The 16,122-nt window shown below is 60.7% G+C and carries 15 protein-coding genes; 10 read left to right on the forward strand and 5 right to left on the reverse strand.

All coding sequences use genetic code 11. The features are described 5' to 3' along the window. Nucleotides 1-204: 204 nt before the first annotated feature. Nucleotides 205-1,194, forward strand: coding sequence for a helix-turn-helix domain-containing protein (locus ACLIRY_RS09445; protein ID WP_413205122.1), 990 nt, complete (start codon nt 205-207; stop codon nt 1,192-1,194). Nucleotides 1,195-1,436: 242 nt separating this feature from the next. On the opposite strand, the gene ACLIRY_RS09450 is transcribed toward ACLIRY_RS09445, so the two are convergent. Next, nucleotides 1,437-3,944: a DEAD/DEAH box helicase gene (locus ACLIRY_RS09450; protein ID WP_413205123.1), complete on the reverse strand. Its 2,508-nt coding sequence runs from the start codon at nt 3,942-3,944 to the stop codon at nt 1,437-1,439. A gap of 360 nt (nt 3,945-4,304) precedes the next feature. Between ACLIRY_RS09450 and ACLIRY_RS09455 the strand changes: the two genes are divergently transcribed. From ACLIRY_RS09455 to ACLIRY_RS09470, 4 genes are all read left to right on the forward strand, one after another. Next, complete coding sequence (locus ACLIRY_RS09455) at nt 4,305-4,895, forward strand: hydrolase (RefSeq protein ID WP_413205124.1); 591 nt, start codon at nt 4,305-4,307, stop codon at nt 4,893-4,895. Nucleotides 4,896-5,139: 244 nt separating this feature from the next. After that, nucleotides 5,140-5,712: a cyclic nucleotide-binding domain-containing protein gene (locus tag ACLIRY_RS09460; RefSeq protein WP_413205125.1), complete on the forward strand. Its 573-nt coding sequence runs from the start codon at nt 5,140-5,142 to the stop codon at nt 5,710-5,712. A gap of 111 nt (nt 5,713-5,823) precedes the next feature. Beyond that, the gene (locus ACLIRY_RS09465) at nt 5,824-6,486 is read left to right on the forward strand and encodes a TetR/AcrR family transcriptional regulator (protein WP_413205126.1); all 663 of its coding nucleotides are present in this window, start codon (nt 5,824-5,826) and stop codon (nt 6,484-6,486) included. Nucleotides 6,487-6,497: 11 nt separating this feature from the next. Continuing rightward, a complete protein-coding gene (locus tag ACLIRY_RS09470) occupies nt 6,498-6,977 on the forward strand; it encodes a GNAT family N-acetyltransferase (protein ID WP_413205127.1) in 480 nt (159 codons plus the stop codon). Here ACLIRY_RS09470 and ACLIRY_RS09475 read toward each other — a convergent pair. Both ACLIRY_RS09475 and parE read right to left on the reverse strand, forming a co-directional pair. Next, nucleotides 6,937-7,395, reverse strand: coding sequence for an SRPBCC family protein (locus ACLIRY_RS09475; RefSeq protein WP_413205128.1), 459 nt, complete (start codon nt 7,393-7,395; stop codon nt 6,937-6,939). The two genes, ACLIRY_RS09470 and ACLIRY_RS09475, sit on opposite strands and share 41 nt — an antisense overlap. Before the next feature lie 56 nt (nt 7,396-7,451). Continuing rightward, nucleotides 7,452-9,443, reverse strand: coding sequence for a DNA topoisomerase IV subunit B (gene parE, locus ACLIRY_RS09480; RefSeq protein ID WP_413205129.1), 1,992 nt, complete (start codon nt 9,441-9,443; stop codon nt 7,452-7,454). 116 nt (nt 9,444-9,559) lie between these two features. On the opposite strand from parE, the gene ACLIRY_RS09485 reads away from it, so the two are divergent. The 4 genes from ACLIRY_RS09485 (at nt 9,560) to ACLIRY_RS09500 (ending at nt 13,082) form a co-directional block, all read left to right on the forward strand. Continuing rightward, nucleotides 9,560-10,021, forward strand: coding sequence for an acyl-CoA thioesterase (locus ACLIRY_RS09485; RefSeq protein ID WP_413205130.1), 462 nt, complete (start codon nt 9,560-9,562; stop codon nt 10,019-10,021). 599 nt (nt 10,022-10,620) lie between these two features. Next, complete coding sequence (locus ACLIRY_RS09490) at nt 10,621-11,505, forward strand: OmpA family protein (protein ID WP_413205131.1); 885 nt, start codon at nt 10,621-10,623, stop codon at nt 11,503-11,505. Between the two features lie 426 nt (nt 11,506-11,931). Next, the gene (locus tag ACLIRY_RS09495; RefSeq protein ID WP_413205132.1) at nt 11,932-12,276 is read left to right on the forward strand and encodes a hypothetical protein; all 345 of its coding nucleotides are present in this window, start codon (nt 11,932-11,934) and stop codon (nt 12,274-12,276) included. Between the two features lie 8 nt (nt 12,277-12,284). Further along, a complete protein-coding gene (locus ACLIRY_RS09500; RefSeq protein WP_413205133.1) occupies nt 12,285-13,082 on the forward strand; it encodes an alpha/beta fold hydrolase in 798 nt (265 codons plus the stop codon). A 4-nt stretch (nt 13,083-13,086) separates the two neighbouring features. Here ACLIRY_RS09500 and ACLIRY_RS09505 read toward each other — a convergent pair whose 3' ends face one another. Beyond that, complete coding sequence (locus ACLIRY_RS09505) at nt 13,087-13,992, reverse strand: DUF2189 domain-containing protein (RefSeq protein ID WP_413205134.1); 906 nt, start codon at nt 13,990-13,992, stop codon at nt 13,087-13,089. A 116-nt stretch (nt 13,993-14,108) separates the two neighbouring features. Beyond that, nucleotides 14,109-14,915 carry a prepilin-type cleavage/methylation domain-containing protein gene (locus ACLIRY_RS09510; RefSeq protein ID WP_413205135.1) on the reverse strand — a complete coding sequence of 269 codons (807 nt, stop codon included), beginning with the start codon at nt 14,913-14,915 and terminating at the stop codon, nt 14,109-14,111. Between the two features lie 124 nt (nt 14,916-15,039). On the opposite strand from ACLIRY_RS09510, the gene ACLIRY_RS09515 reads away from it, so the two are divergent. Then, complete coding sequence (locus ACLIRY_RS09515) at nt 15,040-16,053, forward strand: JmjC domain-containing protein (RefSeq protein ID WP_413205136.1); 1,014 nt, start codon at nt 15,040-15,042, stop codon at nt 16,051-16,053. The last annotated feature ends 69 nt before the right edge of the window (nt 16,054-16,122 follow it).

The following is a 16,122-nucleotide window of genomic DNA, read 5'->3' on the forward strand; positions in this document are numbered from 1 at the left end:
GTCTCCGTAATTCACCATTCCCCGGAACCCTATCCACTCTTGGTCGCCCGCTCTATCCAGGTGAAGCGATTAAGGTGATTAAAAAATTCTCGTTATTTTTTTGCGAATATATATTGGCCTATTTTGTCTTGCTGGTCGGCTTCGCACCGCAATAGGGTGAAGGTCATGGGGGGCGAGAATGTTGACGAGAGAAAGATTGGATCGATGATGCAGGCCTTGGCGCCCCAAGGATTCCGTTACGGAGCGCGGACCTTTCAGGATATCGCCTTTCACGAAGCCGCAATTCCTGGCTGGCAACAGCATTATGTGCAGTTGTCTCCGGGGCCCTTCGAGGGGCGGTTGGATATCTTGCGGTTCCCGGGAATGACTGTCGTGCGCGAGAGGATGAACGTCGCTGTGGAGGTGATGGAAACCGCGCCGGGAGATATGCTGACCTATTTTTGTATTCCCTCCAGAAGCGGCGTCTACCGGGGGGAGCTGGACCTGACAGGCGGGTCCTTTGGTCTGGGGTCATCCTGGTCCTATCACGGGGTATGTCCTGAAGGTAGCGACGTGCTGATGGTTATGGTGGATCGCTCCCGCGTGCCCAGACTGGCTTTACCAGAAAGGGGGGCTTTGAAGTGCGGTCATAATCCCGTGGACGTTCGGGACATGGTCGACTGGCTGATGTCCCTGATGGCCTTCTATGAGCGAGGAGGACGCCAAACCCAAGGGGAGGGAGATGAGGATGGGAACGGTCTGGACGGCTTGCTTCCCGAATTGATCCTCGATCGCATCGGTGCCCACGAGTTGCACACCGACTGGATAGGACAGCGCGAAGATCGGAGCGGGAAGGTGGTCCGTCTGTCCCGGGATTGGCTGGGGGATCGTCCGGGTGAACTGGCCACGGTGTCAGGCATCGCGAATGACTTGAACCTGGATGCTTCGGACCTGAGGCAAGCCTGGAAAGCGGTTTTCGGTGCCTCTTTGGACAAAATACTCGTGGCACGCCGTCTTGATGGCGCGCGGCGGAATATTATCGAGTCCGTCGAAAGTGGGCGCCGCATCTCGGACATTGCCCTGGATTGGGGCTTTTTCCACTGGGGACGGTTTTCAGGGCGGTATCGGGAGTTTTTTGGGGAAACGCCGACAGAGACCAAAAGGCGCTATGCGGGCCGGGTGGGGGACCAGGAGGGGCTGCGGGCGGTTCCATAGGCGAGGGGCAGCGGGCAGCTCCACAGGCCGGGCCCTTGGCGATGGGCTTGATACCACAGTGCGGTGGGTTTGCCTCATCGCACTGTGGAGCGGCCCCCTTGGAAGCGGCCAAGGGGGCCCCGCGCCCTATGGAGCGGAAAAGCCTGCGTGGCATGTGAACGCAAGAAAAGCAGTGTTGGGTTCAACCCGCACCGCTTAGAGGGAAACGGGATCAGCTTGACTCAAGCTGATCCCGTTTCCCTTTAGGAGGGGTCCGCTTCCGGAGCCGACTCGGGAGCTTCGCTGGCTTCGCTGGCCGTGACCGAAAGGGCTTCTTCCGTTTTTGCGGTGGCCCGTTTGCGGGGGGCCCGCTTGCGCTTGGGCTTCTCTTCGACGGGGGCCTCGGTTGAGGCCTCAGTATTGGCCTCTTCGGCTTCCACTTTCTTTTTGCGTGGTGCGCGCTTGCGCTTGGGTTTTTCTTCGGCAGCGGCGGGGTCTGCCTCAACCGTGTCACCGCTCGAGGCTTCCGTCTCCGCAGCGGCGGCCTTGGCGGCTTCGGTCTCGGCTTTGGTGGCCCGTTTGCGGGGCGCGCGCTTACGCTTGGGCTTTTCCTCGACGACGGCCTCCTCGGTGACAGCTTCCGAGGACGGTTCGACGTTTACGGCTTGGCTCTCTTCCTCTGTCGGACTGGAAGTCTCATCAGTGGTGCCGTTGCTTGCCTCTGGAGTCGTCTCGGAAGGAGCCGAAGTCTGAGGCTCCTCTGGCCTTTCGACGGCTGTCTCCACCGGAGTCTCGGTCTCGGCAGGCAGAGGAAGGGCTTCTTTCACAGAGGCGTCGACTTCGCTCTGGACCTCATCGCTCTGGACCTCATCGCTCTGGGCCTCATCGCTCTGGACCTCTTCGCTTTGGGGTTCATCGCTCTGGGCCTCATCGCTTTGGGTCTCGTTGCTCTGGGCCTCATCGCTCTGGGCCTCGTTGCTCTGGATCTCATCGCTTTGGATCTGGTCACTCACCGGTGCGGAGATGTCGTCTTCCAGGGACGCCTCTTCTGCCTTGGTTTCTGCGGGCTTACGGCGACGGGGGGTGCGTTTGCGTTTGGGCTTCTGCTCCTCGTCAGGCGCGACAGGCGTCTCTGTTATGGCCTCCGCTTTGGCCACGAGCTCGACCTCGCTGCCCTCATCTTCGTCGTCGTCGGAGAGATCCGAGAAGGTGGGGGCCTCTAGCAGGAAGGCGGGTGTGAAGCCGCCGAAGCCAATGACGTCATCACGGATATCCATTTCCATGACATCGTTTTGCGGATCGTCTTCCCAGCGACCCCGGCGGCGTCCCCGGCTTGCAGGACGGGAGTCCTTGCGGTCCTTACGGCCGCCGTCCCCGTTGCTGCCACCATTTCGATTGCCATTGCTTCGGTTCTGACCGTCAGAGCGGGCATCCCGGTCCTTGTTCTCTTTGGAGGAATCCTGAGCGGTGCCTTCTTGGGGGGACACCTGGACGACGTCCTCTGTGGCGGCGACCGGGGAGTCGGCGGCGCGATCGCGGTTACGGCCCCTGTTGCGGCGGTTGCTGTTGCGGCCGCCTCGGTCGGACCGGCTTTCCCCTTGGCCCTCAGTCTGAGAGTCCCCAGTATTTTCCGAGTCCAGGCTTGTTTCCACGAGTTCTTCCAGGTGAGTCGGCGGGATTGGCTTGCCGAGCAGGTTTTCAATGCTGCGCAGGTATTTGACATCCTCGGGCGTGGCGATGGTGAAGGCCCGTCCTGACTTGCCAGCCCTGCCCGTGCGGCCAATGCGGTGGATGTAGTCCTCCGCATGGCTGGGAACATCGAAGTTGAAGACGTGGGAGATTTCCGTGACATCGATGCCCCGGGCGGCCACGTCGGAACAGACGAGGAGATTGATCTCACCCCGCTTGAATTTTTCCAAGCGTTCGGTTCGGACGTATTGGGCCATGTCCCCATGGAGGGCAACGGCGTCGAAGCCGTGCTTTTTGAGCGACCGCTCAAGGACGTCCACATCGCGCTTGCGGTTACAGAAAATGAACGCGGTGGTCACCTCTTCCCGCCGCAACAGGTGGCGCAGGGCCTCCCGCTTGTCGAAGGCTTTGACGGTGACCAAACCCTGTTCGACCGTATCGGCGGCCTTGCGGGTGGGTTCGACGCGGATTTCCTTGGGATTCATCAGGAAGGCATCGGCCAGACGCTTGATCTCTGGTCCCATGGTGGCCGAGAAGAACAGGGTTTGGCGCAGGGGCGGCAGCAGTCCGACGATGCGCTCCACGTCCGGGATGAAGCCCATATCCAGCATCCGATCCGCTTCGTCGATCACCAGGATCTTGACGTCACGCAACAGGATGGAGCCCCGTTCGAACAGGTCGATCAACCGGCCCGGGGTAGCGATCAGCACATCCACGCCCCGGTCCAGGATCTTCTGCTGTTCATTCATGGATTCCCCACCAATCAGCAGGGCCATGGTCAGCTTGTGATACTTGCCGTAAAGGGTAAAGTTCGCGGCCACTTGGGTGGCGAGCTCCCGGGTGGGGGCCAGGATCAGCGAACGGGGCATACGCGCCTTGGGGCGACCGCTCGCCAGAATGTCGATCATGGGCAGGGTGAAACCCGCAGTCTTGCCCGTACCGGTCTGAGCGATGCCGAGGACATCGCGCCCCATTAAAACGGGGGGTATGGCCTGGGCCTGAATCGGAGTGGGCGTATCGTATCCCACTTCTTCGATGGCCTTGAGGGTTTCCGGGCTAAGGCCGAGATCGGCGAATGTCATGCTGTTTGGCTGCTCGCGTTGTAACGGCGCGGCGGCGGCCATTTGGGGGCCGACACGCGGAATTGCTGGATCAGTAGCGTGGCGCCCCATCAGCGTCTTCCGGGCTGGTCCGGCGCTCTGGACTCCGCGAACGGGTCACAAAAACAGGGCGAGAACGGGCCGTCTGACGACATCCAAAATAAACGCGGCGTCCACTGGATGCGGTCGCACTATATATTTCGTGTCGGTCCTGTCAATGTTGCCTTGTCAATCCCAGGGGGCAGCGGGGTAAGAATCTGATGTTATTTCCATCGGATGCCCATAAATCAGGGGGGAAAGCCCCTTATTCAAAGTATGGCAGTTTATGGTGAGGAGGTTTCAATGTCCCAGTCTGACGGTTCGTCCATGGCCAACGGTTTCCTCATGGAACGGGATCGGTCCGTTTTAATCGTCATCGATGTCCAGGAAAGCCTTTGTCCGGTCATGGATGATCCCCGGAAAGTCCTGATGAACGGCGCCCGGCTGGCCCGGGGGGCAAGGATTCTGGGGCTCCCCGTGGTGGTGACAGAGCAGTACCCCAAAGGCTTGGGTCCCACCATGCATGACATCCGGGCCGAGGTTCCCCGGGATGCCGACCATTGTGCCTATCTGGAAAAATTGACGTTTTCCAGTGCCGCTGATCCAGTGGTGATGCGGCATTTGGATGGTCTCGATCGGAGACAAGCGGTGATCTGCGGGATCGAAATGCATGTCTGTGTCTTGCAGACGGCCCTGGGATTGAGGGGGCGGGGCTGGGATGTCTTCGTGGTGAGCGATGCCTGTTCTTCGCGCCTTCCCACCAGCGAAAGCGCGGCTTTGGTGCGAATGACTGGGGTGGGCGTTCAGCCCGTAACCACGGAAATGGTTCTGTTCGAATGGCTGGGGGGGAAGCAAAGCCCCGTATTCAAGGATATCATGGGACTGATCCGCTAGGGTGCTTCGAGATCAAGTTGGGCCATGTCTCGGCCCAACTTGGCCTCGAAGGCACCTAGAGTATCGGGCGGAAAAGGAGGTGACGGTTTTCCGGTTCACTCGATGCTTCACTTGTTGAATCCAGATCAAACTGTCCATCTTAAATCGGCCTTGATTTAGGATGGACAGTTTGATCTGGAGATAAATATTCAAAAAAAGTACAAGTTGAATACCCCGAAAAAGGATGAGGCAAGGAGCCGAAGGCATGACGCTTTCAAAGGATAAGCCCCTGGAGCGTCGCGTTTACGCCAGGGGGAAGACCGTTTTTCGACAGGGTGAGGAGGGGGATGCCGCTTATATTATCGAAACGGGTCTCGTGGGGGTTTACAGGCGGAACGAGGCAGGCCAGGAAACTCATCTGGGAACCCTGACACCGGGATGTCTGTTCGGTGAAATGGCTGTCATTGACGGAGGCCGTCGCATGGCCTCTGCTGTGGTTGAGGAAGGGGCTGTCCTCTTGCGGATACCGGCAGATCAGATGCGTGCCAAGCTGGTTGGCGCTGACCCCTTCCTTAAAGCCGTGCTGAAAATGATGCTGAATAATTTGCGGACGGTTCACGGTCTGTATCAAAATATTCCAGGAAACTTTCCAGAACATGTGGGGCTTATGAAGCAAACCGCTGAATCCCTGGAGCGGTACTGCAGCGAGTATAAGCTGCAGCAGACCTCGCCTGAGGTCGCGCGATACCTGGGGCTTATGTTTCAGGCATTGGATGGTTTAGGGGTTTTGGCCGACAGCGGTGTCGGGATCACCAAACGGGACGCCATCGGCGGATAGGTCCGGTTGAGGGGGTGGGGAAGACAAAATATCTGGACGAATGGTCTAGTTGTTTGCTTTATTCCGATACGATACGCCCTCCCCCAGCCGTTGTCATTGGATCGCTTTATCATGAGTAGAGGACAAACCCGCGCCCGAATCCTGGAGGCGGCCCTGGCCTGCTTTCTAGACAAGGGGATTGCGGGGACCAGCATCGCTGAAATTCGCGCCACGTCGGGCGCGACGACCGGCAGCATTTACCATTTCTTCGGAGGGAAGGAGGACATCGCCCTGGCCCTTTGCGCCCAGGGGTTGGCCTCCTGGGCCGAGGCGGTGCGGACGGTTCCGGCGGAGGTTGGGGCCGAGAGCGGGGCTGAGGCGAAGATCCGTGCCATGGTGGAGAGGACCATCGATTGGGCCGTGGACAACGATGCCATGCACCGCTTCCTGATGCAGGGCGAAGGGCTGGCTTCCCAGGCGGCCAAGCGGTCAGAGATGATCGATGTGATGACGGAAGCCCGCTTGAGCCAGGAACGGATCCTGCGGGACCTGACGGCCCAGGGGGCGATACGGCCCCTGGCCTGGGATCTGGCCCGGGCCATTATCCTTGGGCCGACGGAGTCCTACCTGAAGGCCCGCGCCCAGGGCAGCGCCGCAGCGACCCCCGACGAAGCCAAGCGTGCGTTGGGGGAGGCGGCCTGGATGGCCTTGCGAGTCCCAGGTTGCGGCGAAGCGGCATTTCCGCCCGAAGCCGTGCCCAAGCGGCGCGTCGGCCGAACCTTCGACCTGATTTAAGGGGAGAGGGTTTGACCTTGGTCAATGATCCCATCACCTGTGCCACCGAGGATCCCGCACAACCGGATCTGATTGCCTTTCTCGAGGCCAGCGATGCCTACCACAGCGCCCTCTATCCAGCGGAGAGCAATCATCTTTTGGACGTGGAAAGCCTGAGGGGACCAGAGGTAACCGTGGTGGTTGCCCGGGTCAATGGGGTGGCCCGGGGCATGGGCGCCCTGGTGGCCCGGAGCGGGTATGGCGAGGTCAAGCGCATGTGGGTGGCTCCGGAAGCGCGGGGATTGGGCTTGGGCCGCAGACTCCTCGACTGTCTGGAAGACCGGGCGCGCGCCCTTGGCCTGGGGGCCCTCAATTTGGAAACGGGAATCTTCCAGCCGGAGGCGATCGCCCTCTATCGCGGCCAAGGTTATGGGGATCGCCCTCCCTTTGGCGATTATGCCCCGGATCCGCTCAGCTTGTTTCTCGGGAAGCGGCTTCGGCCCGAGCCTTAAGGGCGCGGTTCATGGCCTCGAAGCCCTTTAGGGTGGCGTCCCGGAGGGCCGGTGTGAAGATCCACCGGCTGAGCAAACCCGAGAAAACTTCGCCATGGGTGAGGAAGGTGGTGCCGTCCACCTCGGAGGTGAGTTTGAAATAGTGCTCGCCGTCGAACAGGCCGGGAAGGAGCACCTGGCCGCGCCAGCGCAATTCCGTCCCGGGCTCGGCGATCAGAACGGTCGGGCGAAAGGTCATGGGAGCATGTCCTGGTGGTTTGACGGTCACGGTCAGGCGGGCGCCCTTTTCGGCTATCCCGGACAGGGCGGGAATGAAAGGGTTCCAGGTGCCCATGGCGGGGAAATCGGTCAGGATGGCCCAAACCGTGGCAGGGGGTGCATGAATGGCCAGGACGGTTTGGATCGCTCGGGCGCTCATCGAGGCTCCTGACTTCTATTCCCCAAAAAAATGGGTCCCGCATGGGGACCCTGCCGTCAGATGTCGAGGTTTTCCGCGAAGCGGGCGTTTTCCTGGATGAACTGAAAGCGCTTTTCCGGCTTCCGGCCCATCAGGTCATCGACCAGCTTGATCGCCAATCGGCTGTCTTCCTTGTCCTCCTCGGTCTTGCCTGGGGGGATGGTCACGCGCAGCAATTGGCGGGTGGCATGGGCCATGGTCGTTTCCCGCAATTGGATGGGAGGCATCTCTCCCAAACCCTTGAACCGGCTGATCTCGATCTTGCCCTTGGACTTGAAGGCGGTCTTCATCAGAGCGTCCTTGTGGGCGTCGTCCCGGGCGTAGATGGAGGTGCCCCCCTGGGTCAGGCGATAGAGAGGCGGCATGGCGAGGTACAGGTGTCCCTTGGCCACCATTTCCGGCATCTCGCGGAAGAAGAAGGTCATCAGAAGGCTGGCAATATGGGCGCCGTCCACGTCGGCGTCTGTCATGATGATCACCCGCTCGTAGCGCAGACGCTCCAGGTCAAAGGACGACCGGGTGCCACAACCAAGGGCCTCCACCAAGTCGGAGAGTTCCTGGTTGCCCTTCATCTTGTCCAAGGACGCACTGGCCACGTTCAGGATCTTGCCGCGCAGGGGGAGGACCGCCTGGGTCGCCCGGTCCCGGGCCTGTTTGGCGGATCCTCCGGCGGAGTCGCCCTCTACCAGAAAAATCTCTGTCCCCACCTGAGTCGATTTGCTGCAGTCGGCCAGCTTGCCCGGAAGACGCAGTTTTTTGGTGGCGGATTTTCGATTGGTTTCCTTGGCCTGCTTGCGTCGCGCCCGATCCTCTGCCCGGTCAATGGCATGGGCGAGCAACTGATTGGAGGCGTCGGGCGATTCGGACAGCCAGTGGTCAAAGGGGTCGCGCATGGCCTGCTCGACCAGCTTGGTCGCCCCGGCGCTGGCCAGCTTTTCCTTGGTTTGGCCCTGGAACTGAGGGTCCCGGATGAACAGGGAGAGCATGACAGCCGAAAAGCCGAACAGATCCTCCGCCGTCAGGTTGGCGGCCTTGCGGTTGCCCACCATCTCCCCATAGGCCTTCAGCCCCCGGGTTAAGGCGTTGCGCAGCCCCGCCTCGTGGGTGCCCCCCTCCGGCGTGGGAACGGTGTTGACGTAGGAGCTGAAGAAACCGTCCTCCTCCTCCGGCCAGCATAGCGCCCATTCGACAGAACCCATATCGTCGGCCAGATCCCGGCGTCCGGCGAAAACCCGTCCGGTGACCAGGGTCTGCCCCTCCACCGCGGCGGACAGGAAGTCCTCCAATCCGTTGGGGAAGTGGAAGACTTCCTCCGAGGGGGTGGGGTCGCCCTCCCGCAATAGCTCCTCGGCGCAGGTCCAGCGGATGCGCACACCCCGGAACAGGTAGGCCTTTGACCGTGTCATGCGGTGGAGTGTCGAGGGGCGGAATCGGGCCTTCGCGCCGAAAATCTGCTCGTCGGGATGGAAGGTTACCGTCGTGCCGCGGCGGTTCGGCGCGGCACCGACCTTTTCCAGGGGGCCAAGGGGCATGCCCCGGGAGAAGGATTGGGACCAGAGCACCTTGTCGCGGGCCACTTCCACGGTCAGCGAATCGGACAGGGCATTGACCACGGAGATGCCGACACCGTGTAGGCCGCCGGATACCTTATAGGCATCGCCGCCAAACTTTCCGCCGGAATGGAGGGTGGTCAGGATGACCTCCAGCGCACTCTTGTCGGGGAAACGGGGGTGGGGGTCGACGGGGATTCCGCGCCCGTTATCCCGCACGGTCACCGACCCATCGGCGGTGAGGATCAGGTCGATGACCTGGGCGTGACCGGCAACGGCCTCGTCCATGGCATTGTCCAGCACCTCCGCCACCAAATGGTGGAGAGCACGGTCATCGGTGCCGCCAATATACATGCCGGGGCGCCTGCGGACGGGCTCCAGGCCCTCCAGCACCTCGATATCCTGGGCGGTATAGGTGGACGCGGGGCGCGCGGCCCCATCTTCGAAGAGATCTGACATGGCGCCACTATAGGAACAGCACCCGGCTAACGGCAAGCCCATCTGCGGGTACCAGCCCAACCGATCGCCCCATATATGAAGGGCTTCGTCACGTTTGCGACAGAAAAGGACTATGAATGAGCACCACGATACCTTCAGGGGCGACGCCGATCACCACAGAAATGAAGCCGAAGGAAGAGCCCGGAGGGATTCTGTCCACCCGCGCCATCGCCATGCCTGCGGACACAAATCCCGCAGGGGACATTTTCGGAGGCTGGTTGATGGCTCAGATGGACTTGGCCGGGGGAACCCATGCCCGGAAGGTCGCGCGGGGACGGGTTGCGACCGTGGCTGTCAATGGCTTCACTTTTCTTAAGCCCGTGCGGGTGGGCGACGAAGTCAGTTGTTTCACGGACGTGCGCAAAACCGGTCGGACCAGTGTTTTGATCGATGTCCAAGCCTGGGTTCGCCGATGGGACGACGGAACCTTGATTAAAGTGACCGAAGGCTTGTTCACCTTTGTCGCCTTGGACGGCCAGGGCGCCCCCCGTCCCTTGAGTGAAGGGAAGGAGGGGGGACAGAAGGAGGATGGAATATAGGGAAAAGATGGTAGCAATAAGGATATAAGTTGCATCTCAAATGGTCTGCATGTAAATAAAAGGTCAGGGGCGACTGAAGTGAAAGTTTGGGGGCTTCCGGCATATCCCTTGCCGGAAGCCCCGCCGGAAGCTCCCGTCTGAGGGGATTTGCCACATTGTGATTTTCATCACAGCAATGGTTGCGGTTTTGCCACAGACTCTGATCGAATTTTCCGGAACTGTTCAAAAAGCGCGAAAAATCAATGCTTAGAGAATCGTTTCGGGAAAAAACCGTCTGGTGATTTTGATGGAAATCGGTATTCTGATGAAGTGAGGGAAACAAACAGGTCAAGCTGAGTTTTGTGAAGGCGGCTGGGCCTGATCCGGGTCAGCGTAAGAACCATTGGATAGTCCGGAGGGATACCCAATGGGAATTTTTGATGATCGGCTGTCGTTTTTCTCGCGTGGTCAAGGGGTGCGGATACCAAGAGGGTAAGCTCGCGGTCCGGATCCGAGTCCATCTTCCTAAGCTCACGGCCGTTGGCCGGGGGTGTCGTCTTGTCTGCGCCGGTTCGGCGCGCTTTCGTTGAAAACCGTTTAATTCTGGGGGAGTTATCTGAATGTACAGGAAAGTTCTTACGCTTGTTGCCGGTGGTCTGCTGCTCGGCGCTTGCGATATTTACGGTCCGATGACACACAACATGAGCGCCTTCGATTGGGGCGATCCCAAGCCCCTGGAAGCGTTGGAGGCCGCTGATCGCACCGGTACCGAATTCACCGCCATGCTGGCCGATGGCTATCAGGAGATGTCCGAGGCTGAACAGGCACGCCGCGACTGGCGTGATTCCCAGCGCTGGGCCCGCAAGGGCGAGCTCGCGGCTTCCGGTGCCGTCGTGCACCCCGAGCTGCCTGATCGTTGGGACCTGGAACTGGTCAATTATGCCGTTGAGCGCGTGGATGGCACGACCTACAAGGATCTTTACGAAGTTCGTGAAGACCTGATGGAGACCTTCTACTATTGCGGGACTCGCGAGAAGGATCCGGCGACCTCCGCTCAGGCTCAGTTGGCATTCGATTGCCTGGTCGAGGAGCTGGACGAAGGGTGGGACGAGAATGCCATCGGCATGTGCCGGACGACTCTGCAGGAGTCTCTGGCCAAGTTGAAGACCTACTGCCAGCCCATGGAATTCACGATTCTGTTTGACTTCAACGGCGACACTTTGAACGCCGAAGGCACCGGTGTCGTGGCCGAGATCGCCAAGATTGCCAGTGACAAGCGCGCCGTGACCCTGACCGGTTGGGCCGATACCGTTGGCAATGCTGGTTACAACCAGGCTCTGTCCTCCCGCCGTGTGAATGCCGTTCGAGCCGCTTTGGTTGAGGCCGGTGTTCCGGCCGATATGATTTCCGAAACGGCCATGGGCAACCGGGACCTGCCGGTCTCCACGGGGCCGGGTGTGAAGAACCAGCAGAACCGTTCGGTTCTGGCTGTCGTGGCCCAGTAGGGTTGAGATTGGACGATGAAGAGTTCGGTCCGGTTGGCATCAATCGGACCGGATAAATGATGAAAGCCGCCCGTCTCTCTGGAGGGGCGGCTTTTTCATGGGACCGGCTTTGTGCAGGCGTGGGCCCTTGGTCTGCCAAAATCCCATGTTTATGTTCGAGTGCTCTTGAGGCCATGGATGGGTCCCTTCTTGGCCAGGGTCCACGACAGTTTTTTTGGATCCGGGGTCTGGGGCCTTTCGGCCCGGCTTGGCCGCGAAAGCACTCTAAAATCACTCTAGGAACGATTCGCTGGCGACCGGTCGGGAGTTGGGGGCTGGATGTGAGGGGCTTTGCGGTTTTCCTGTCCAGCTAGGGGTTGCCGAGTTCTCCGAAGTGTGGTTCTTTGGCTGTAGGTGGGGTATTGGAGCGATAATCCGAGGTGTTTAATGATTCGTAAGGTTTTGGCCGTCGTCGCTTTCTTGTTGGCCCCCTCTGTGGCTTTGGCGGATACCTGCAATACGGTGGGAGTCTATGGTGCCATTGCCCTGGTGGTCTGTCCGGGCACCAAGGGGGGGCCCGATTTGGAACTGGCTGGGCGGGATGCCTGCGAGCCCATCAATGTGCGGGGTGTCTGCAACGCCTGGATCTGGAACAAGGCGGATCGTGCCGCCCGGGTCCTGCCTATGACCGACCGCCAGTTGTCCTCTGTCACGGCCCTGTGGATCAACAAGCAGAACCTGTTGAAGGTCTGTGCCCGGGATGGGTGCTTCGCTGGTCAAGTGAAGAAATAGGGCGCGTTGTGAGCTCCAGCGAAGGGGGCCCCCTGCCTCTGGCCGCGCGCCGGACTGGCGAAGGGCGCCCCATGGTGGTTCTGCATGGCCTGTTCGGGTCTGCCCGCAATTGGGCGGGGATCGCCAAGCGCCTTGGCGAAGGGCTTGATGTCCACGCCTTGGACCTCCGCAACCACGGAGACTCTCCCTGGTCGGCCAGGATGGATTATCCCACCATGGCTGCCGACGTCCTGGCGTATATGGACGAGCATGGCCTGGATCGACCAATCCTGGTTGGCCATAGTATGGGCGGCAAGGTGGCCATGTCTTTGGCTCTGCTGCATCCGGATCGGATTGGCCCGCTCGTGGTGGCCGATATCGCGCCCGTTTCCTACGGTCATCGCCGCGACCGCTATGTTGAGGCGATGATGGCGGTTCCCCTCGATGGCCTGTCCAGACGGTCCGATGCGGAGGCCCATTTGGTGCAGGCCGTCCCCGATTGGGGCACCCGCCAGTTCCTGCTGCAAAACCTGGTCGATGATGGGACTGGCGGATATCGCTGGCGGGTCAATCTTTCTGCCCTGGATGCCGCCATGGGCGATCTCGTCGGGTTTCCGGCGTTGGATGTCTCGGCTTTTCCCGGGGCCAGCCTGTTCATGCGCGGCGATCGGTCCAACTATGTGCGTGATGACTATCGGCCCGCGATTGAAGCCTTGTTCCCCCGGGCGCGGCTGGTCACCATCAAGGATGCGGGGCATTTGGTCCATGCGGAAAAGCCTGAGGCCTTCCTTTCGATCCTGACTGGCTTTCTGGCCCGGGTTGAATAGGCGATCAGTCGGTTCCTGGCTCGGCTTTGTCCAAGTCCGGGTCAGGGTCTCGAAGGCACTCTAAGTCGAGGGTCGCCTCCGGTTCCAGTGGCGTAACCATCGATCGGTAGGCGTGCCAAGTGGCATGGCCGATGAGTGGCATGGTCACGAGAAGGCCCAGATAGACCGTGGCGAGTCCACTTCCAATGAACAGGACAATCAGTGCCGCCCAGCCTATCAGGGGCTTCCGGTTCAGGCTGACAGCCCGCAAGGATACCGAAGCGGCGGTGAAAATATCCTCCTTCCTGTCCAGCATCAGTGGAAGGGAGACCACCCCGAAAACAAAGGCCAGAACGGCGAATCCGGCGCCCACGGCGGAGCCCAGGGCCAGGAACATGGCGCCGTCGAGGGTGGTCAGGGCATGGGTGACCATGTTGTGCCATGATATGCTGGTGTAGGGGAAGGTGATGGCGAAGATCAGTACGGCGATGCGAACCCAGATCATCATGAAGATCATCAGGACAAGCCCGGCCGTCAGGATGTGAAATCCGTTGTGGCGGAAGGCCACCAAGGCCGAGGACAGAGAGGGGGGCTTCCCCCGCTCCAGGTCGCGGCTGATGTCGCACAGGCCAATCCCCAAAATGGGACCCACCAGTAAAAAGCCCCCGATCATGGGCGAAATCAAGTAGGCCATGTCCATTTGGACCAAGCCGATGGTCAGGACGTAACCCGAAACCACGAAAATCAAGCCGTAGGATAGACTGGCGATGCCCCCATGGCGGTAGTCCGCCCATCCGGCCGCCAGCCAGCCGAAGACATCGGCCATGACGATCCGATTGACTTGAAAGCGAGGCGGGGGGCGGCTGGGCTCTGCCGGTGACGAAGTGGGGGACGAAGTGGGTGAGGGCGAAGGGACATCTTCCATTTCCATAACGGCTTCTCCCGATCGGCGGTCTTGGGGCCCGTGTTGTGGGTGGCAAGGGGTCTGTCGCTCGGTACCCCCCCCTTCCTGGTATGTGGGCCTTCACAGAGCGGTCTTGTAGGGGATTACCCTCCCGGTCCATTCAATCGACATCCTGCAGCCAGCAGAAGAAAGCGGGGGGTGCGCCACCGCGTCAGGTCATCTCGGGCCGTTCCGTCTTCGGGGGACAGGTCTCCGGGGGCGGGCCGGGTCCAGATGCGCCGCTCAAGCCCCCGCCCGGCCAGCGTTTCCCGTTCTGCCCGGGTGGCGTTTTCGACTCCTTTGGGGCTGGGGTGGCCATTGGATCGGATAGCGCCCTTGCCATTGGGGCCATGGCTGATCAGGGCAAAGGCCGCACCCGCAGAAGGAAGGCCGGTTGAACGCTCTTCCCCTGGAATGATGGGGAGGTTGCCAACGACCCGGGTCAGGGCCTCGGCCGCTGGGGCGCAATCCATGGGGGCGTATCCGGGGACATAGGCGGTTCCGCCCATGTCCAAGGAGGCGACCGAAGGGGAAATCGCGTAGGAGAGACGGTTGTCCCACCCATCGAGTCCATCTGCTTTGGCTAAGCCAAGGTTGCGCCAAGGGAGGAGACCCACCCGATCGCACCAGTCCCGGTCGGCTCGACCGTCCGGGGCGTCGCGGGAGTCGGGGCAGGGGAGGGCGCCGTCGGTCAAGGTCGCCCGGGTCAGGGCCGCTTCCACTCGGTCAAAGGCAAGAATGGTGGCTCGGTGGGCGTTGGCGGCACGCAGGCCCGTGGCCGCAGCCAAGCCCGCCCCCCCCAACAGACCAAGAACAGCCAAGGCCAAGGCCATTTCTGGTAAGCTGGTACCGGCGCGGGCGATCCTCCGAAAGGACTTGAAGGTGATGGGATGGGGCATGGGGGCAAGCATGGCATGACCCGCCCAGTCGTGCTAGACCGGGGTGAACTAGCCCCCCCCGTCCGTGGGGGGACGTGGCACCGTCCCGATCTGGCAGGACTGGGCGGGCCGATTTGATTCGGAGGATACCGTTCCCATGTCCCTTTCTCTCTCATTCGCCGATATCATCGCCCCCATGGATCCCAAGGAATTCTTCGGCGAATATTTCGGTAAGAAGCCCTGTCATATTCCCGGCGACCCGGCCAAGTTCGAGGCGGTCATGTCCTGGTCGAACCTGGGTGATCTGGTGAACATGTCTGGCATTTGGTCGAGCGAGAACATGCGGATTATCCGCGATAAGGATCCCCTGCCCAACGAGGCTTATTGCACCCAAGACAAGGATCGCCGCAATCATCCCTCGTTGACGCCCCACCCCTCCACGGTGAAAGCTTTGCTGGAAGATGGATGCTCGATGGCGCTGAACCGCGTCGACACCCTTACCCCCGGGCTGCGTGCCCTGTCGAATGCCTTGGAAAGCCAGCTCTTTGGTCGGGCTCAGATCAACCTGTATTACTCCCGCAAGGGTGTGCAGGCCTTCGCCCCCCATGACGATACCCACGACGTGCATGCCATCCATTGCGCAGGGGAGAAGGATTGGATTGTCTACGACTTTCGGTCCGACAACCCGATCAATCATCCGAATTTCAAGGGCTCAAGGCAGGAGCGGGATCGGCTGAAGGGAAAGCCCCTGATGGAGCTGACCATGAAGCCGGGAGACTATCTCTATCTTCCCCGTGGTCAGTACCACGAGGCCCTGTCGACGTCGGATCAATGCATGCATTTGGCCTGTGGGGTCACCCATGTCATTGGCTTGGATCTGTTGACTTTGGCCTGGGAACAGGCGATGGCCCATCCCTTGTTCCGGGCGAATGTCCCCCCGAACGTGGGTCCCAGGTCGGCGGCTGACCAGCGGGCTTATCTGGTGGAGCTGGCCAAGTTGATCGCCAATACAATGGCGAGCCCAGACTTCCAGGGTCTGGTGACCGAGTTCCAAGCGAATTTCCGTAATGTCCGGGGGTCGGTGTCCTTCCCCGTCGATGTGGGAAGCGGTCAAGCCCCAGGTCAGGTCGAGGCCTCTTCGGTGAAGTCCCTGAAAACCGAAAAGGTGTGAGCACCTTGGGGCGCTGTCGTCTTTAGAGTGCCTTCGCGGCCAAGTTGGGCCGCGAAGCATGGTAAACGA

This window comes from Rhodospirillum sp. A1_3_36, assembly GCF_047263945.1.
In the GTDB taxonomy this organism is placed as follows: Bacteria; Pseudomonadota; Alphaproteobacteria; order Rhodospirillales; family Rhodospirillaceae; genus Rhodospirillum.

Coding starts and splice junctions, on each gene's coding strand:
- ACLIRY_RS09445 (WP_413205122.1), top strand. CDS start 205: ATGATGCAGGCCTTGGCGCCCCAAGGATTCCGTTACGGAGCGCGGACC.
- ACLIRY_RS09515 (WP_413205136.1), top strand. CDS start 15,040: ATGTCCCTTTCTCTCTCATTCGCCGATATCATCGCCCCCATGGATCCC.
- ACLIRY_RS09495 (WP_413205132.1), top strand. CDS start 11,932: ATGATTCGTAAGGTTTTGGCCGTCGTCGCTTTCTTGTTGGCCCCCTCT.
- ACLIRY_RS09505 (WP_413205134.1), bottom strand. CDS start 13,992: ATGGAAATGGAAGATGTCCCTTCGCCCTCACCCACTTCGTCCCCCACT.
- ACLIRY_RS09475 (WP_413205128.1), bottom strand. CDS start 7,395: ATGAGCGCCCGAGCGATCCAAACCGTCCTGGCCATTCATGCACCCCCT.
- parE (WP_413205129.1), bottom strand. CDS start 9,443: ATGTCAGATCTCTTCGAAGATGGGGCCGCGCGCCCCGCGTCCACCTAT.
- ACLIRY_RS09490 (WP_413205131.1), top strand. CDS start 10,621: ATGTACAGGAAAGTTCTTACGCTTGTTGCCGGTGGTCTGCTGCTCGGC.
- ACLIRY_RS09510 (WP_413205135.1), bottom strand. CDS start 14,915: ATGCTTGCCCCCATGCCCCATCCCATCACCTTCAAGTCCTTTCGGAGG.
- ACLIRY_RS09465 (WP_413205126.1), top strand. CDS start 5,824: ATGAGTAGAGGACAAACCCGCGCCCGAATCCTGGAGGCGGCCCTGGCC.
- ACLIRY_RS09485 (WP_413205130.1), top strand. CDS start 9,560: ATGAGCACCACGATACCTTCAGGGGCGACGCCGATCACCACAGAAATG.
- ACLIRY_RS09460 (WP_413205125.1), top strand. CDS start 5,140: ATGACGCTTTCAAAGGATAAGCCCCTGGAGCGTCGCGTTTACGCCAGG.
- ACLIRY_RS09450 (WP_413205123.1), bottom strand. CDS start 3,944: ATGACATTCGCCGATCTCGGCCTTAGCCCGGAAACCCTCAAGGCCATC.
- ACLIRY_RS09455 (WP_413205124.1), top strand. CDS start 4,305: ATGTCCCAGTCTGACGGTTCGTCCATGGCCAACGGTTTCCTCATGGAA.